24 protein-coding genes and 2 pseudogenes are annotated in these 16,715 nt (G+C 37.5%); 11 read left to right on the forward strand and 15 right to left on the reverse strand.

From position 1 onward, the window contains the following. Positions 1–129: 129 nt before the first annotated feature. From NI000_RS21620 to NI000_RS21635, 5 genes are all read left to right on the forward strand, one after another. Complete coding sequence (locus NI000_RS21620; protein WP_253413478.1) at positions 130–1,485, forward strand: glycoside hydrolase family 19 protein; 1,356 nt, start codon at positions 130–132, stop codon at positions 1,483–1,485. Between the two features lie 71 nt (positions 1,486–1,556). Continuing rightward, entirely contained in the window at positions 1,557–2,333 is a 777-nt protein-coding gene (locus NI000_RS21625; RefSeq protein ID WP_253413479.1) for a PdaC/SigV domain-containing protein, read from the forward strand. 226 nt (positions 2,334–2,559) lie between these two features. Then, entirely contained in the window at positions 2,560–2,772 is a 213-nt protein-coding gene (locus tag NI000_RS21630; protein WP_253413480.1) for a hypothetical protein, read from the forward strand. A gap of 413 nt (positions 2,773–3,185) precedes the next feature. After that, positions 3,186–3,410 carry a DUF6199 family natural product biosynthesis protein gene (locus NI000_RS37175; RefSeq protein WP_375540990.1) on the forward strand — a complete coding sequence of 75 codons (225 nt, stop codon included), beginning with the start codon at positions 3,186–3,188 and terminating at the stop codon, positions 3,408–3,410. 106 nt (positions 3,411–3,516) lie between these two features. Next, positions 3,517–3,744 carry a hypothetical protein gene (locus NI000_RS21635; protein ID WP_253413481.1) on the forward strand — a complete coding sequence of 76 codons (228 nt, stop codon included), beginning with the start codon at positions 3,517–3,519 and terminating at the stop codon, positions 3,742–3,744. Between the two features lie 258 nt (positions 3,745–4,002). On the opposite strand, the gene NI000_RS21640 is transcribed toward NI000_RS21635, so the two are convergent. From NI000_RS21640 to NI000_RS21685, 10 genes and pseudogenes are all read right to left on the reverse strand, one after another. After that, positions 4,003–4,188 (reverse strand): hypothetical protein, encoded by a 186-nt coding sequence (locus tag NI000_RS21640; RefSeq protein ID WP_253413482.1) that lies wholly within the window; start codon positions 4,186–4,188, stop codon positions 4,003–4,005. 42 nt (positions 4,189–4,230) lie between these two features. Further along, positions 4,231–4,446 (reverse strand): hypothetical protein, encoded by a 216-nt coding sequence (locus tag NI000_RS21645; RefSeq protein WP_253413483.1) that lies wholly within the window; start codon positions 4,444–4,446, stop codon positions 4,231–4,233. A gap of 159 nt (positions 4,447–4,605) precedes the next feature. Continuing rightward, positions 4,606–4,800, reverse strand: coding sequence for a hypothetical protein (locus NI000_RS21650; RefSeq protein ID WP_253413484.1), 195 nt, complete (start codon positions 4,798–4,800; stop codon positions 4,606–4,608). A 61-nt stretch (positions 4,801–4,861) separates the two neighbouring features. Further along, the gene (locus tag NI000_RS21655) at positions 4,862–5,155 is read right to left on the reverse strand and encodes a hypothetical protein (protein WP_253413485.1); all 294 of its coding nucleotides are present in this window, start codon (positions 5,153–5,155) and stop codon (positions 4,862–4,864) included. 76 nt (positions 5,156–5,231) lie between these two features. After that, entirely contained in the window at positions 5,232–5,714 is a 483-nt protein-coding gene (locus tag NI000_RS21660) for a DUF3841 domain-containing protein (protein ID WP_253413486.1), read from the reverse strand. A 14-nt stretch (positions 5,715–5,728) separates the two neighbouring features. Beyond that, a complete protein-coding gene (locus NI000_RS21665; protein WP_253413487.1) occupies positions 5,729–6,271 on the reverse strand; it encodes a DUF6985 domain-containing protein in 543 nt (180 codons plus the stop codon). A gap of 263 nt (positions 6,272–6,534) precedes the next feature. Next, on the reverse strand, positions 6,535–6,876 hold the full coding sequence (locus NI000_RS21670; RefSeq protein ID WP_253413488.1) for a low molecular weight protein tyrosine phosphatase family protein: 342 nt from the start codon (positions 6,874–6,876) through the stop codon (positions 6,535–6,537). A gap of 142 nt (positions 6,877–7,018) precedes the next feature. Further along, on the reverse strand, positions 7,019–7,252 hold the full coding sequence (locus NI000_RS21675; protein WP_253413489.1) for a hypothetical protein: 234 nt from the start codon (positions 7,250–7,252) through the stop codon (positions 7,019–7,021). Positions 7,253–7,289: 37 nt separating this feature from the next. Then, a complete protein-coding gene (locus NI000_RS21680; protein WP_127462574.1) occupies positions 7,290–7,562 on the reverse strand; it encodes a hypothetical protein in 273 nt (90 codons plus the stop codon). 266 nt (positions 7,563–7,828) lie between these two features. Continuing rightward, positions 7,829–7,957: pseudogene (locus NI000_RS21685) on the reverse strand (IS3 family transposase); the annotation flags it as partial. 35 nt (positions 7,958–7,992) lie between these two features. Between NI000_RS21685 and NI000_RS21690 the strand changes: the two are divergent. Next, positions 7,993–8,200: pseudogene (locus NI000_RS21690) on the forward strand (transposase); the annotation flags it as partial. Positions 8,201–8,267: 67 nt separating this feature from the next. On the opposite strand, the gene NI000_RS21695 reads toward NI000_RS21690, so the two are convergent. After that, positions 8,268–8,837, reverse strand: coding sequence for an SF0329 family protein (locus NI000_RS21695; protein WP_253413490.1), 570 nt, complete (start codon positions 8,835–8,837; stop codon positions 8,268–8,270). 700 nt (positions 8,838–9,537) lie between these two features. Between NI000_RS21695 and NI000_RS21700 the strand changes: the two genes are divergently transcribed. The 3 genes from NI000_RS21700 (at position 9,538) to NI000_RS21710 (ending at position 11,903) form a co-directional block, all read left to right on the forward strand. Beyond that, on the forward strand, positions 9,538–10,845 hold the full coding sequence (locus tag NI000_RS21700) for a lysozyme (protein WP_253413491.1): 1,308 nt from the start codon (positions 9,538–9,540) through the stop codon (positions 10,843–10,845). A gap of 38 nt (positions 10,846–10,883) precedes the next feature. Continuing rightward, positions 10,884–11,402, forward strand: a complete 519-nt coding sequence (locus NI000_RS21705) for a hypothetical protein (RefSeq protein WP_253413492.1) — start codon at positions 10,884–10,886, stop codon at positions 11,400–11,402. A 204-nt stretch (positions 11,403–11,606) separates the two neighbouring features. Continuing rightward, the gene (locus NI000_RS21710) at positions 11,607–11,903 is read left to right on the forward strand and encodes a hypothetical protein (protein WP_253413493.1); all 297 of its coding nucleotides are present in this window, start codon (positions 11,607–11,609) and stop codon (positions 11,901–11,903) included. On the opposite strand, the gene NI000_RS21715 is transcribed toward NI000_RS21710, so the two are convergent. From NI000_RS21715 to NI000_RS21730, 4 genes are all read right to left on the reverse strand, one after another. Further along, positions 11,900–12,064: a hypothetical protein gene (locus NI000_RS21715; protein WP_253413494.1), complete on the reverse strand. Its 165-nt coding sequence runs from the start codon at positions 12,062–12,064 to the stop codon at positions 11,900–11,902. The two genes, NI000_RS21710 and NI000_RS21715, sit on opposite strands and share 4 nt — an antisense overlap. 13 nt (positions 12,065–12,077) lie before the next feature. Beyond that, entirely contained in the window at positions 12,078–12,854 is a 777-nt protein-coding gene (locus NI000_RS21720) for a recombinase family protein (protein WP_253413495.1), read from the reverse strand. A gap of 97 nt (positions 12,855–12,951) precedes the next feature. Beyond that, positions 12,952–13,380, reverse strand: coding sequence for a recombinase family protein (locus NI000_RS21725; protein ID WP_309247920.1), 429 nt, complete (start codon positions 13,378–13,380; stop codon positions 12,952–12,954). 353 nt (positions 13,381–13,733) lie between these two features. Further along, a complete protein-coding gene (locus NI000_RS21730) occupies positions 13,734–14,963 on the reverse strand; it encodes an IS110 family transposase (RefSeq protein ID WP_253413496.1) in 1,230 nt (409 codons plus the stop codon). 496 nt (positions 14,964–15,459) lie between these two features. Here NI000_RS21730 and NI000_RS21735 point away from each other — a divergent pair, with 496 nt between their 5' ends. Next, on the forward strand, positions 15,460–15,786 hold the full coding sequence (locus tag NI000_RS21735; RefSeq protein ID WP_253413497.1) for a hypothetical protein: 327 nt from the start codon (positions 15,460–15,462) through the stop codon (positions 15,784–15,786). Between the two features lie 167 nt (positions 15,787–15,953). After that, a complete protein-coding gene (locus NI000_RS21740; protein WP_253413498.1) occupies positions 15,954–16,301 on the forward strand; it encodes a hypothetical protein in 348 nt (115 codons plus the stop codon). Positions 16,302–16,715 lie beyond the last annotated feature (414 nt).

Genomic DNA, 16,715 nt, shown 5'->3' on the forward strand with positions numbered 1-16,715 from the left:
CTGTTCCCATATATCCAAAAGTGTGTGAGAATTTACATTAAATAGAATATGAAGATGTCCGATATATATTAAGATAAGGAATCGGTTGTAGAAAGCCAGGAGTAGTTAGCCAAAAGGGAGATTTGCCGTATGAGTATATTGTTGAGGGTAGAACGAGAATCCGGTGGTCAGCCGATTGAGCTTGGCGATGGACAAATTACTGGCTATAGCTATATCAACACAAGCCCGGCAGATTTTTTTGCCAAAGCATATAACGCGGAGCACTCGATTCAGCTACGAGGTGAGATCCCACTTCGTCTGCTTCCCCCGGTGGAACAAGATGCAGACAACTCCAATACGCTGTATGCATGGGCACTTACCGAGTATAGGCCGGACAATGATTATTATCGAAACGCTATTGTACAAATCGTGAGGCACGAAAAGACGATTCGAGAGGTCAAATTTACACACGCATACGTTCACGTTTATCAAGAACAGGTTAATGGCTTGAAAGGGGTATTAGAGTTTGAACTTGTCGTAAGACAGAGACGGGATCAATTGGATAGCATTCAGTTTGGTTTTACAGAAAAGAAGCAGCTTAGTTTTACAAAAGAAAAAGGAAAACCTGTAACGATCTTGTCTAGGGCACCGAAGCCTAGTGATTTTGCAATTAGAAGAGACCTAAACCAAATCGCTTGGTATGAAAAGATAATAGCCGATGGGAGCTTGGGAGACCAGCAATGGGCACAAAGTATGCTGGATTCAGGAGCGTATTTTATTGACATTAATAACTATGTGCCAGGGGTGTATCTTACTTTTAAAGACCTGGAAGCCAGAGGGATAAACATGGGGCTAGTTAGAGATATAAATGCACCGGGAATCAATACACTGTTAAATCCGGAGCAAAGCTCCGGTGCTAAGGCTGCTGCGAAGAAAACCTATGTTACTGCCAAGCAACTTGAGGAACTTGGATGGCACAATGTTAATGATGATATGGTAAATGGCCTGAATATTACTTTAGATAAATATGATATAACTAGTACGGAGAGGATAAGACATTTTATAGCACAGTGCATGCAAGAATCCGGGTTGGGGGAGTATACCAGAGAATTAGCTCCTAAAAATAGCGATCCTGAGGAACATTTCAATAAAAAATATGACGGCCGTACAGAGCTCGGAAATAAAAATAAAGGAGACGGGGCCAAATTCAGAGGTTCCGGATATATACAAATCACGGGCAGGGATGTATACCAAAAATTCGCGGATTTTATGGACGATCCCAAAATCGTGGACGAAGGTTATTCTTATGTTGAAAAAAAATACCCTTGGGAAGCTGCCGGATACTTTTGGGGGAAATATAAAAACTTAAACCCTCTTGTAGATAAAGGGGCTTCGGTGTTGGAAATTTCAAAAAAAGTAAATGGTTTCAACAAAACTACAGGATTACCGAACCATCATGAAGAAAGAGAAAAGTATTATAAGCTCTGTAAGGAAGTTATTAAATAGCCGGGAATAACTATCGTTACATTAAGAACAAAACAAACGCATAATTAACACAAAAAGGAGGAATTCATAAGTTGAAGAAAAACAATTTGCCGACCTTGTTTATACTTTTTGCTTTATTCTTAACAGCATGCAGTATTAGCGATGCCGCTAACATTAATGCCAAGAACATGTTATCGATGAAAGATACGCAACAAATGGGCGATTTAGTCGGAAAAAGCGACAAAGCTTATGAAATCACTAAAGCAAGCTTTACGGATAAAGGCATCCAGATCGAATATCCCCAAATAATAAATATGAAGGATAGTAATAAGCAAAAAGCCATAAATGAAATCATAGCAGATGGTGCCTACGGTTTTTTGAAAAACTATTCACTGGAAGCCGAAGAGTTTAGCATGGAAATCCAGTATGAAATCAAATGGAAAACCAACCATTTTCTCAGTATCCAATATTCTGGGATAAGCCACGATAAAGGTACCGCTCATCCCGTTAATAATTTTTATACAACAAATATCGATATTAATAAAGAAAAAAAACTAAAGCTAGCGGATCTTGTCAACATCGACGAAGGTTTTGTGAAGAAATTCATTGGTGGAGAATTTAAGGAAACAATGCCTGAGCATAACTATATACTTAGTATCTTTACAACTAAGGAATGGCTAACAATGCTTAATAAAGCCGATTCAAACGAAACAGAAATATGCAGTTACTTCACAGAGAATGCACTGGGTATTAGCGTTGGCGTTTCTCATGCCGTAGGTGATCATGCAGAATTTGAAATAAAATATGAAGATATACTAGAAAATATAAAGAACGACAATGAATTATGGAAATTATTCCCGAAAAAGTGAGTGACGATTCAAGCAAGAAAGCCTAGGAGAAACCAGAAGGTCGCCGTTATACAATGGAACCTTGGTTCTTATTTCAAAGGGCTGGGAGATCCAATTAGTAGTAGAGATTATTTCAAACTTTGCTTCAAAATCATATTTGTCTATAAGGGATTATAAGCCATCGAAGGTTCGAAATTAAACTCTAGCTAATTCCGAGCAATCCTCGTGCAAATAAGGAGCAAGAAGAATGGGTGGCAAAATAGTTATTTCAGTTTTTTTGTTTTTTATGATGGCATGGGGATTTTTCGCTGTTTTCAGACCTGAATTTAATCTGAAATATAACTTGGGGAATTTCAAAGGCGTAAAACCTACTAAATTTTTGCTTTTGAACAGTAGACTATCAGGAGCAGCTACATTTTTGCTAAGTGTATATATACTTTATCGGGTTTGGTCTGGTTAAGTTAATTTTTATAGTTTTGTCAATTAGAAAGGTATTGCACATCCCTTTTAACTGTAAAATAATTCAGGATATCCATATCACAAAATTAAGGAGCTGATTGCCAATTATAATTTTACTCACAACGATTTGTTTGGTTGCTCTGGGCTGGGGAGTAACAAGTATAGTTAAACCCAAATATGTATGGGAAAGGTCTTTCATGACTTCAAGGAAGGTAAGAGAACCAAATGAAGGCGATTTATTAATTCTTACAAGAATATCCGGAGTGTTTCTTATAATAATAATGATTAGTTTCTATGTGTATGCGATCAGTACGATAATATAGCTCTTAGAGTGCTAGGTTCTGACTGAAAAGAAAACTGACCTCGAAATTCAAATGACGAAAATTAGCCTTGTTTTAGGAAAGCAGGTCTCGTTTGGTAACCATAATTTTTCTAATCATCTTTTTTGGTGCTTCTTTTTCTTATGGGCTTGTTGCTGTACTAAATCCAACGTGGGCATGGAAGCATGGATTTCGTAGTAGCAAAGTACATGAACCCAATCAAGCAGATTTGCTTATGACCAAAGTTATGGGAGTATTTTTAATCCTATTAATGATTGTTATACTGGTCGTCGTCATTACGAATTTAAAAATTTTATAGATTTGCAATTTTAAGAAGCGCTCGCTTCGTCTTTAAGCTTTGCTGATCCTTTCGGGCAACATACCATTAAAAAAGACTTGATGCAAATTAAGGAAGGCTGTTAGAAATGGCTGACAAAATTGTCCTTACGTTTTTAACACTGCCTATCATAGCTTGGGGAGTGTTGAGTTTACTAAAGCCGGAACTTGCATTAAAGTATACCTTAGGTATGTTGCACAAACACATAAAGCCCAATCGATACTTTATTTATAATATTAAAATTTCAGGAGTAGCTTACATTATAGGAGGTGTATGGATTCTATTTTTTGTTTGGACAGGTAGAATGGGAGTTTGAACTGCACGGCGGATAAAAAACAAAAGGTAGCATTATCGTTATCACTAGATGAATTGAAGGAGTTATTAAAGTAGTATGGGAACACCGGCAGTTATAATAACGAAATATCAAAATATACATGAGCACCCAACTTGTCCCGTCTATCAATCGGAGATTCGAATCACTTGGGCTGTGCTTGCGGCAATGCTATTGTTGACGAAGATGATCCAGAACTCGAAGAAAGAAGACAAGAGTATAACCGATGAAATATCAGTTTTATCATATAAATTTAATCCAAAAATAAAAAGAAACTAAAAATAACCCAAGGGAAATATACTTAGCAACACTCCTCGGTATAACCGCTGAAAGTAGCCAACCAATAATACCTGCTCCAAATGCAAACCCAAGAAGCAAAAACAAAGGACGAGCAGACAATCCTAATTCAACACCGTCAAATGGATTCATGGTAATCTATAATCTCCTATTTTCTTTATCGCAATATTACTCTCATTTGGTCAATGGCCTTGGTGATACTAAAATGCTCAATCCAAGATCTTCTCCGTGGTCCCACATTTTTACCCATGGATATGTATTCTTAGGCAGCACAAATTCTCTTTCCTCTAAAGGCTTGATTGGAGAGTCATCAACTATGCAGCCATGATTTACTGTAGCTGGATGAATTGAAACTATCCTGCCTGTATCGTTATAGTATACAAACTTCATCTCTGCATCCTCTTCCCAATAATTCTCAATAGTAGTATTAACTTAGTTCACTTAACTTTTTACCATCCAACTTCACTGAGCCTTGTTAATTGGATAATGGGTACTATTCGTACTAACTTGCCCATTAAAATAAAACTTCGATTTTATCTGATTCAACCATTAGTTTTTGTTATTTAAAGTTTTAATATACTTTTTGTGCTCATGAATACACTGCGCACAAACTTTTACTGTTTCAGTGCCTGTCTTAAATCCTAGAAAAGTTTTGTCCTGTGTTACTTTTGTGGCTTCTCTTTCGGGAAATTTACATTCACACCAGTTGCAGTTGATCCATAACTGACCATTAATCATCTCCATAAAAAAACACTCCTTCAATGATTCAAGTTTATATAGAGTAAAAGATTCATTTCATTTTCACTTAAAGAATTCTTACTGTAGCAATATCTCTTCCTGCCCAAAGCTTAAAACTGAATCCTGTTTCAAGTAAGTGCCATGGCGCTTCGTCTACAATAAAAGCTACATCAGCCTCTGTATTCCATGTATCATAAATTAATTTATTTACTTTTACCAAAACAGTCCATGTGTCTCCATAAAATCTATTATTCTCAATTTTTCCAAAATTGACAACTATGTTTCTTAGCCACTCGTTAACTGGGAAATGACTGGGATCTTTATCCCATTCAATAATGGCTTTACAAGATCGTCTCTCCATTGAAGTACCTCCCTTCAGTTCTTCATGGATAGCCAATATAAGACTCGTTTTATCACATGTCAGAAAATCAATACTGTTATTTCTCAATCTCGTAAACTTTTATTACCTTACTCAACTCAACTCTTCCTGTTGTCCCTTGTAAAGATAACTGTTTTCTGTTCAAATCAAATATTTTATCCCAACTTTTTCTTTTCAATTTTTCCTTCACAGTATCACATTCAGCATAAAGATAATCATCATACTCTTCATCATTTTCATCTATTAAAGAGCAACCATTAATTATTGATTGGAAGTCATAAAAATCAGACAGTAGAACATCGCTCTCATCTAATTCGACTTCTAATATTACGTATCTTTCTTGAGTTTGAGGTTTGGATAGAAACACCCAAATCGGATATTCTCCATTGTATTTTTGTAATCTCATCTCCATCTGCTCCATCATCCACTTGTATGCTTCGATGTGTGTAGATGGTATATACTTTTGATTACCTTCAAAATAACCAATTTCCTTCGCATATTCCCAAGCTTCTTCTTTTTGTCTAGTCCAAAATATACCCATCTCGTCCACCTACTTCATGTCCTACAAGAGAATTGTTTTTTTGAATCACTACTTTCATTTAAATGATCATTAGCTATCCATGAAAGAAAGGATGAATCTGATCCACCCATTGCAACAACTTCGTTTTTAAATAGCATTACACCAAAACCGTGCTCTTCATCCCACGAGCAATCAAATTCAAACCCAATATAAGCAATACCATCCTTGATTACATCTAAGATATGAACTCTTGCTAAACTGATTAAGGGCTTTAGATCATTAACACAAGTTAAATCTGGCATAAATTCATCATCTTCATCATCGCAATATTTTGCTTGAAAACCACTATATTCTTCAAATAACTCTTGTAGTATTACATTCTTAATTTCTTCTTGATTAGATACAATATAATCATACGTATCTATTAATTCGCTGAGTAGAGGTGAATTTATGTCTCCACCAAAATTTACTTCATAAACATCGTCTGAGTCTGAAGTAAATTCATTCCAAACGGGTAGATTTATCATCCCTTTATATCCAAATTCATCTAATGTGAGATCTAATATTTGCTTTGTCATCAGTGTCAACTACCTTCAAAATGTTTTTTTAATCAGATAAAAGTATTATTTTATCTGCTTGCACTATAAGCAAAGTCCACTGACATCATAACATGTGATTTCGTAAATCTACTGTTATCTACAACATCCTCAATCTTAAAACCTATATTCCTTAGGCACTCCAAGGCCTCACTTGTGCTCCATCCATATTTTTTGACGGTTTCAGTAATAGTGAGCATGATTTCATCCTTACTCACAACATCAACTCCCCGTTTAAAGTTTCTTCATTCAGGAACATCAATGTGCTCCGATACTCTAGCTTTAAGAATTTCAATAAGATCTTCATCCATGTACTGATAATCATCGGGAATGTCTAAACAGATTAATTTCTTACTCAAGAGTTCATTATTAAATTTATCTCTTAACCTACGTACATGCTTCTTCTCCATTGCAAAAATAATATCTGCCCATCCAACATGGCCGCTTGTAACTTTAATTCGTGCACTATCTTCTGTCCCTGCGGATCTAACGTCATAATTATTGATTCCATGAAATATCTTTTCAGCTGTCAAACTACGCCACTTGTTCCTGCTGCAAACAAAAAATAATTTAATCTTCTTCACCATCCATATTTCTTATGAAATATTTGTTTTATCGTATGAATTATTCAATCTTAAATAGCAATTCAAAATCAACCATTTTTGTATACGATGTTCTTTAATAAATTCAACTAACTATTAAATATCCACATCATTTCGTATGCTGCGGCTATGTACTAGCTGCCCAATCAAACTCTCTTCCTGCACAATTCAATGTTTGTCTAATCCAATTTTCAACTTCATTTTTAGAATAAAGTTTTGATTCAGAAGCGTAGAAAACCTCATTGATAACTTTAATCTTTACTTCAAAATAAAACTCATCAATTGATGTGCAATAAATGCGGTTCACAGTAATCGTATAAAGAATTTCATCTATTTCTACCTTAGTAGTCCACTCATCCACTCTCTCCACTCCACATCGTTAGCTTAAAATTGTTGTTTTATTGTCTCTCTGAACTCTTAACGAACTTTATCATCAATACACCATCTTGCAGTTCGGCAGAATAACAATTTTCGTTTAAATTTTCAGTTGAAAATTGATATTCGAGAATTGCATCTGCCATTTCTTGGGTTAATCTCCCTTTAAAATACGGTATATTCAACTTAGTTCCAACTTGAAAATCTTCATCACAACAATTAATATCAATGTGTTCTATTATCGTTTTAACTGAATCGCTTAAATCAGCCCATTTTAAATTACATTTATTATTCATTGCTTTCATCTCCCTTAAAATTATCTTTTCATTGTAATTCAATTAGATAAACTATAAAACTATTCCCTAAGTCACGCACCTGAGAATATCTCCGTTTTGGAAGGTTTAGATTATAATCTCCTGTTACAGCGACCATTTCATCCCAACTCCTTTATTATTTCTAAGAAAAAAAAACTAACTATTATTTGTTAAACCCATTCGCCAGTTGGTTTCTCTGTTATTGTTTGGACCACTGTCAATAGATTGGACATATAGAATCGAGAGAATTACACAGCAGGCAGGTACATGTGTTCGTATTGATTGGGGGTAAAATACCCGATGGAGGAATGGATTCGTTTTCCATTGTAGAAGCACGCAATATACTCAAAAATCCGCTCTCTGGCTTCTTTGCGGGTCTTGAACTTCTCTAAGAACCGTCCGCTGCAACACCTTTGCTGTCGTTTTCCTGGATGCGATTCATTTAAAGGTCAAGCAGGACGGGGCCATCGTGAACAAAGCAGCCTACATGGTCATTGGCATCGATCTGGACGGCAATAAAGACCGTGCTGGGCATCTGGATCGGAGAGAATGAGTCCTCGAAGTTCTGGCTGAGCGTCTTAAACGACCTCAATAACCGCGGCGTACAAGACATTCTCATCACCTAATCTGTCAGTAAGTATATGATAGCATGAAAAAACCTCCCGATTGGAGATGAGTTATTTATTTTCATAACGTACTAAGCCGTAGTTCATAAAAATACTGCACAATTGGATGCTTTAACTTCATCTTCTCGGTCATGTTTAAAATTCGCTTTTTTCCAACTCGTCTGTCCACCAAAGCAAGAATATTCAATAAGATATCATTGCTCTCTATGCTTTCCTCTATAGAAATGGATAAAAACTTATTAGCTACAACGACAAAATTTGATTTACTTAATGATGACTGTGCTGACAAAAGCTCCTTTGCATATTCTGATATTTTTCTACTTCTTGCAATTACTTTTAGACGATCCTCCGGAACTATCCCCTTGGTATCTTTTCTGACCGCTTCAATTTCTTCATTGTTGATAGGAATTTGGATATCTGAATCATTCTTAATATCCAGCTCCGTCTGATACCATCTGATTAAGGTAGTTATATCACTCATATTGAATACGTTCTTTTTATCTACCGCAATATAACAAAGTCCTGCTTTATCAGGTAAATAACGGTAGCCGGTTGCACGGTATTCGACCCTTCCATGTAACGCAGGACAGAGAAAACTCTCCAGATGTTGCTTCAATTTACTCCAGGCCATGTAATCCTCCTATGTTCTATAAAAACCTATTGAGGCAGTCGTTCTATTATCCATAATACAATAACCAACACATCGATCATACTAAATACAAGTAACCTTGCGTTTCTCAATTTTCTTCCACCGCTGTGGGGAGAGGGCAACATAATGCTTGCTACCCACGTAGTTACCATTCAACACTTTACCTATACTTTATACTGGTGTCGTAAATAAATTCAACTTCTTTCATTTTAACTGTTAACTCTTTAGGATAGTTCATAAAAGAAAAGCCTGCTTTCTCAGCAGACCTGATTGAAACGTTTACCTTTTAATGTCCCTCCCGATACATCCTTACCACGCACTCCACATGTGTTGAGACGGTGAAAGAGATATATCCCTGATGCCGATACTCATCCATTGTTCCATACTGTATAGTATACTGCCAAAATTACAAATATGGAAATGAGCTTGCAAGCCAAAACCGAGCAACGGGTCGCAGAACGCTTCTCGGACAATTCCCTTCCCAAATCTCCAAAAGTGTGTTGAAATTTACATTAAATAGAAGTTGTATATTTCCGATATAAGTAAGATAAGGACTCGGTTCAAATGGTAATTTAATCATTGCTTGGAATGATGTAATTCATGAAGCATATGGACGCAAGTACTTAGATGGAAACCAAAGAGTAATAGGTTAGCCAATTAGCATAAAGGGAGATATGCAGTAATGAGCATTTTATTGAAGGTTGAACGAGAATCCGGTGGTCAGCCGATTGAGCTTGGCAATGGACAAATCACTGGCTACAGCTATACTAACACAAGTCCAGCAGATTTTTTAGCCAAAGCTTATAACGTGGTACATTCGATTCAGATCCGGGGTGAGATTCCACTTCGACTGCTTCCTCCTGTGGAACAAGATGCGGATAACTCCAATACGCTGTATGCATGGGCGCTTACCGAGTATAGGCCGGACAATGATTATTATCGAACCGTCACCGTCCAAATTGTGAGGCACGAAAAGACGATTCGAGAGGTCAAATTTACACACGCATACGTTCACGTATATCAAGAACAGGTGAATGGCTTGAAGGGGGTATTAGAGTTTGAACTTGTTGTAAGGCAGAGACGGGATCAATTGGATAACATTCGGTTGGGTTCAGTTATAAATAAAAAAGAAAAGCATACAGCGGTTCAATCTAGTGTTCCAAAGATAGATTTTTGGGAAGGAAAAAGCCAGAGTTTTCTGATGTCTGCTGACATTAAACCGAATACAAAAGTTGATCCAACTGAACTTGGAATCAGAAGAGATCTAAATCAAATGGCTTGGTATAATAAAAACTTAAGCGATGGTACTTTGGGAAATAAACAGTGGGCACAAAGTATGTTGGATTCAGGAACGTATTTTGTGGATATAGACAATTACGTACCGGGAGTATATCTCACTTTCAAAGACTTGGAGAACAGAGGTATCGATGCAACTAAAGTTAGAGATATAAACATTGCTGGTGTCAACACGTTATCAAATCCAAAAAAAGTAAGCGAAAAGTTAATAAATTTTGTTATAGATTATGAAACTTTTAAATCTAAACCTTATCGAGGGCAAGATAATAAAAATCTAACCATTGGATACGGTCATGTAATAAAAAATGGAGAATATTTCGGTGAAGAGATAACAGAAGAGAAAGCTAGAGAAATACTTCTAAACGATCTTGCTTCGCGCGAGCGTTATGTAAGAAACTGGGCTATTGATAATAATGTGGTGTTTTCTCAACAACAATACGATGCGATAGTAGATTTTGTATTTAATGCTGGAGAAAAGGTATTACTGACTAGCTACTCGGTGGTTGCGCAACTTATTAAATCGGGTGACTATACTAATGATCAATTGAAAAATGAATTCTTAGATTGGGCGCATGTAACTACCAAAACTGGAAAAATATTTTCGCCAGGTGTGTATCGACGAAGACTTGATGAATGGCAGATATTCGAAAAAGGGGAATATAACCGAGATTCTCCAGATGTCCCTAAAAATTAAAACCTCATATATTTCTGAACTGAATAAGGAGGAAGAGTATGAAAGTACATACAGCTGTTTGGGTGGTTATTCTAAGTATACTAATTACGGCATGTAGTACTTCCAATATCAGTGATAAGGCTTCTTTGAACGGGAAAGTAAGTTTAAAACAGGAAAATGAAGATTTTTACGGTGAGTGGATTGTTAAAGGAGTACTTTCAAGTGGTCCTATTGGCAGTATAACTACTCATAGCAGCGAAGACTTGAAATCTTTTGAAGGTAAAAAAATTGTGTATTCGTCTAATGTAGCTAGCTTTGAAGATAAAATAATTACCAGTCCAATTTATAAAAAAACAATAATAACTAAAGAGCAGTTTTATAAAGAAACCGAGATTAGTTTTGATGATTTAGGTATTAATAAAGATACTTGTATTGCAGTTGAAGTTTTTTTAGACAAGGATCTCAGAAAACCTTGGATAGGCGGAAGGAATGTTATAGGACAGGGATTTCTTATAAAAAATAAAAATACTCTAATCGTTGGCAGCGGCGGAGATTTTTTTGAACTTATAAGAAATTAATACAAGCAACAGTATGATTGGGTCTGAAAATAAATTGTGTAGCCTCTCGGTATCGCAGTTTGATAGATCGATTTTGAGAGCTTACACAAAATTCTTGACAGACTCTCTACTTCTAAATTGTATGCACGGCGGATAAAAACAACTTGCCACCCTCTCCGAACAGAGTTAAGATACACACACTCAAACAACGGAGGGGATTTTCCTATGGAACATTGGCCGAATTGGTTTCTCGATGCTCTCAAGTTAAGATTCGATACCTCAGCGCTTACTGCCCAAAATCAATATGCGCTGTTTCCAGTCCACCAGAAACTCGCTGCCTTAAACGATGCCATTAAACATCGGGCAGACGATGATCTGCTCGTTCTTTGGAGCGAGTGGGAGGACATGCTAAACCACAAGCATAATATCGAAAAAGAGTGGCTCTATATGCAAGGAGTTCAAGACGGGATTCGAATCATTTACCCCGCCTTACACTCGTCAGATTATCGTTTAGCCCACTAACTCGTTATCTCCATCCCGCTTTCTAAAGTGAAAACAAAATGCGCTGGCGAGAGAATGGTTATCTTCTCCACCAGCGCATGGAATAGGCTGTCGTCAAATTGTTCCAGTGATTCTTGCCGTGTAGTTAAAACTTTAATAATTTCATTAATACGTTCCTTCACGTGTACCTTCTGCTCATGGTCCTTCCGAAGCATAGTTTCGTTCTGCCGAAGTTCTTCCAACTGCTGAGTTTTCTTCATCATATACATCATCATCGATTTGGTTTCGAAGCTTGAGGTTGACCAATGCTTTAAGATCCATTTTCAACTGTTCAATATTTTGCTCGACTTCATGCAACGGTTCATTATCTTCACGCTTGGATAGGATCGTTTGAATATTAGCCTTCAATGTTCGGATAAAGCTATCCTTATTGTCGTACATCCGATTGAAGACTCGTATAAACGCATCCTGGAGTACATGTTCATCGACCGCTTTGGAATCGCAAGCGTCTTTACCTTCATTTACGTAGGTACGGCATTGCCATACGACTTTCTTAGATGCGCTGTTACTGTTCCATGTTCGGCGTTTAAAATTGGTTCCACAACATCCGCAGAATACTTTGCTGCTAAGTGGATATTTGCTGGAGTATTTCTTTCGGTCGCCCAAGATATTGCCTTTCAGCTTTGCGCGGCGCTCTTTTTCCTTTTTTACCGCTTCGAACATTTCTTTTGAGATGATCGGCTCATGGTTTTCTTCGATCAAATATTGCTGTTCCTGCCCTTGATTCTTGATGCGTTTATGGGTAAGAAAGTCAACCGTTATTGTTTTCTGCTGGAGCAAGGCTCCATAATATTTCTCATTCGTCAAAATAATCGTGATGGATGAATCCCACCATCTATCGCCGCCAATAACCGTTTTGATATTATCTCGCATTAAGCCTTTCGCAATGGCTTCATAGCTTTTACCTTCCAAATATTCCTCGTATATTCGACGTACAATTTCGGCTTCCTTCTCGTTAATAACCAATTCTCCGTTTTCGTCTTTATCGTAACCAAGGAATCGGGTTGTGTTACAGAATACTTTGCCGTTTGGAATCCTCGCAATATTCCCCACTGCTGTTTTCTGAAATATTCCGGCTTTCGTCCTGTGCAAGGGAGCTGAGGATGGTAAGCAATACTTCGCCCGTTGTATCCAGTGTGTTAATATTCTCTCTTTCGAATAGAACAGCGACACCGAGACTCTTCAGTTCACGGACGTATTTTAGCAAGTCCAGCGTATTTCTTGCGAACCGTGAGATCGATTTGACCAGGATGAGGTCGATCTTTCCATTTCGGGCATCTTGTATCATACGGTTAAAGTTGGCTCGGTTTTTCGTGTTCGTACCGGTAATGCCCTCGTCGGCATAAATATCGGCCATTTCCCATTCCGAGTTACTATGAGGGAGGATGGTCGCCGTTATATTACTCCTTATATTCTCCTTTTGATCTTGAACTGATATGTTATTTTAAAGGTTATACACAAAAAAAGTAAAAGATAAATTAAAGAATTGAAAGCAAAGGTTGATGACTACACAAAGAACCCCTATATCTTAGGGGCGACTAACAATGATTGGTAGGGATTGAGGTATTTGAAAATGCAATAAAATTCGTATTTCGAGGGGAGAGTTAAAATGAAAAATTTCGAAATTGATGACATTACCAATCTTTTGTTGAACATGTTTGCTGGACTCCATCCGAAATATCTGTCTTCAAATAATAAAGTTTTTATACGAAAATGAAATCAGTGCTTTAAAGTGACATAGTAAGAAAACAAAAAAAGAGTTCCTTAAAACAATTTGTACCAAATTATGGATTAAGCTGGTGCTTCTGTGAGTTCGACTTGATACCCCATTTCCCGGATCTTTCGAACCCAGAAATCTACTGACTTTTCTTTAGATCCTAGATAACGTTCCCCAAGTTCTTTATAGGGTACTTTATCACGGAGCATCACATAAATGATTCGAATCAGGAGATGAGCTATTGCCATGTTGGCTTTTTGAGGGCCACATTGTTTCAATAACCGATTGTATACTGCGGAAATCCGGGTATTTTTGGATTTGACGGTGGCCCAGCCGGCTTGGCATAGGACAGATTTTAGACCTTTGTTGCCTCGTCGGTTCTTTTTACTTCTCTTTTTGCCTGCACTTTCGTTATTTGCAGGACAGACCCCGACCCATGAGGCTAAATGGGCATCAGTAGGAAATTTGGACATATCCGGACCGATTTCCGCCAAAATGCTCGCCGCTGCATCTTGATTAATTCCGGGTATCGTATCCAACAATTCGATTTCCTGATGGTACGGTTGTATTGACGTATCGATCTCCAGTTCTAATTCCTGAATTTCCTTTTCCATGTAACAGAGGTGATCCAAATGGCGCTTAATCATCTTTCTGTGATGTAAACGAAGACGTCCATTTAAAGCTTCGATTAACTGAGGGACTTTGTTCTTTAACCGGGTTTTGACCATTTTTCGAACGTCTCCCGCTTCTAACACTTCGCCACCCACAATGGACTCTAGCAAGGCCCGTCCCGAAACACCAAATACATCGGATACGAATGTCGTCAATTTGATGTTCGCATCTTGCAAGATCTTGTGTATGCGATTTTTCTCCTGCGTGCAGTTTTGCACCATTTTACGACGATAACGGGTTAAGTCACGCAAATCTCGAATTTGCTCTTCAGGAACAAAGCTTCCTTCGATGAGTCCACATCGATGCAGTTGAGCGATCCAAACGGCATCTTTAACGTCGGTTTTCTTGCCCGGCATATTCTTGATCTTTGCGGGATTGGCCAAAGTTAGTCGACAGGTGGACTCCAGGATGTTCCATATTGGTTTCCAATATATACCTGTACTTTCCATGGCGACTTCGATGCATCCACATTCGCTCAACCAGTCCTGCAGTTGAAGTAGTTCAGCGGTCGTGGTACCGAACGTCTTTACTTCTTGTTTCGGCTTCTTATCCAAGGGGCCTTTTAATACACAGGCTACGACCGTTTCTTGATGAACATCAAGTCCAGCGCATGTTTCTAAAATAGCATCCATGGATGTGTCACTACCTTTTTGTGTAGTTCGCAGATCATGCAACCTGTAACAGGAAATTTTTATACGCGTTCTCAAGGCAACAATCGGCGATCCTCGAGGTTGCAATTGCCAGATTAGACTTCGGGTTCGAACACCAAAAACTTTTCGACCTCTGATCTGCTTACTTTGATTACTACAAAGGTTGGGTAGAATTGCAACCCCATTTTCATCCATGGTGGTGGCCGCGAGGCCATGTGGGATTAGACTAACTAATAATGTTATAGACTGGAATAATAAAGTTATAGACTGACGATATCGCTCAACTAACGGGCAGGGTAGTTCAAATAAATGGCGAAATTATTATAAACAATTTTAGGAGTGATGACTTGGCTATATCAACTCGTTGCTCCGCAGCGCGCAGGCTTCCTCGTACACCTGAAACAGCGCCTACCAGTCCTCGAGCGAAAAAGTGGAAATGAAAATATCAGTAGTATCAAATAGAGATGGGAGCTTAAAGATGGCGAATAGAATTGTTGGAGACTTGGAAAATAAACTAATCATCTACGGGTACAGGAAGCCTCTGGGTTCGCGTACTTATGTACCTTTTCTTCCTGAGGCTATAGTTAATGAATTTATAGGTGCTAAAGTGGTACTAGAGCGCGACAGTAAAGAACAAAAGATTTATCAAATTTATTACTGGATTGAAGGGGATGAAGAATTCTATTTTCGAATAATTGTCTCGTATCTCGAGGATTCAATCACCATCCTTGCAGATGATGCTAATATCGCGGTGCGTGCTTATAAGGCTCTTTGCGAAAGTTTGGCACGATGGAAGTTACAGTGAAGCTAACAGGTAATGATAGTGAAGTTGAGCAAACTGCCACAGCGGTAAGCTTTGTCATTGAAGTAACGGGCAGATTATCTCGAAACTATTCTCACTATTTAACGTCAAACTGGTGTAAACTCGGTATAATTAGAAACCAAACATGAATTGGATAAGGGAGTCAACCTATGAAGTTCATATTTAATAATTTCACATGTGATGTTGAGATATTTAATAAAGATAACGATGATTTTGTAGTAAGGTTTTATGATAAAGCAAAAGAACAAAACGATGACGAAATAATTAATCTTGTTATTGTAGATCCAGGTTATGGGTATATTTCTTTGAAAATTAAGGGCGAAGGAGCGTTATTGAGCGGATTTTTAGATGAAGATATTTTTATTACTGAGGAAATGGTAGACGCCGCAATTAATTACATCGAAGATTTAATCCCGCATGCAAAGAATAGATATATGCCGTATCACGTAGTCCGCTTCAAAAAAGCAAGCTATGTAGAATACAATGGTGAGTATTAATGGGGTTTTCGACCAAGTGTGACTAATCTTATGCATGGATCAAATTAAACTAACGGGAACGTTAGTTGAAAAAACAGTAGCAAGTCTAGGACTTTATTTCTCGTCCAAGACTGCTGCTGTTTTATTTTTCAAGATCAGTCTAATTCTATTTTTACGAAGCCTGACGGTGTAACAATATGAAAACCGCGCAGGTTCAGTATATACGATCTAATACTTTATTTTCTCAAGACAATATCTTCAGGAAGATGAAGTGGAATTACTGAAAAGCAAGTATGGTGAAGATTGGTTAAAAGAACTTGGTTACACAGAGGAATGGTTAAGAAACAATCTTGAATGACGACGAAATCCGCATTTCATATTAAATAGGAGGGAAAGAATCTGTAGAGTACTATGGTTGGATATAATAAAAAGGAT

This window comes from Paenibacillus tyrphae, assembly GCF_024158745.1.
Classification (GTDB): Bacteria; Bacillota; Bacilli; order Paenibacillales; family NBRC-103111; genus Paenibacillus_G; species Paenibacillus_G tyrfis_A.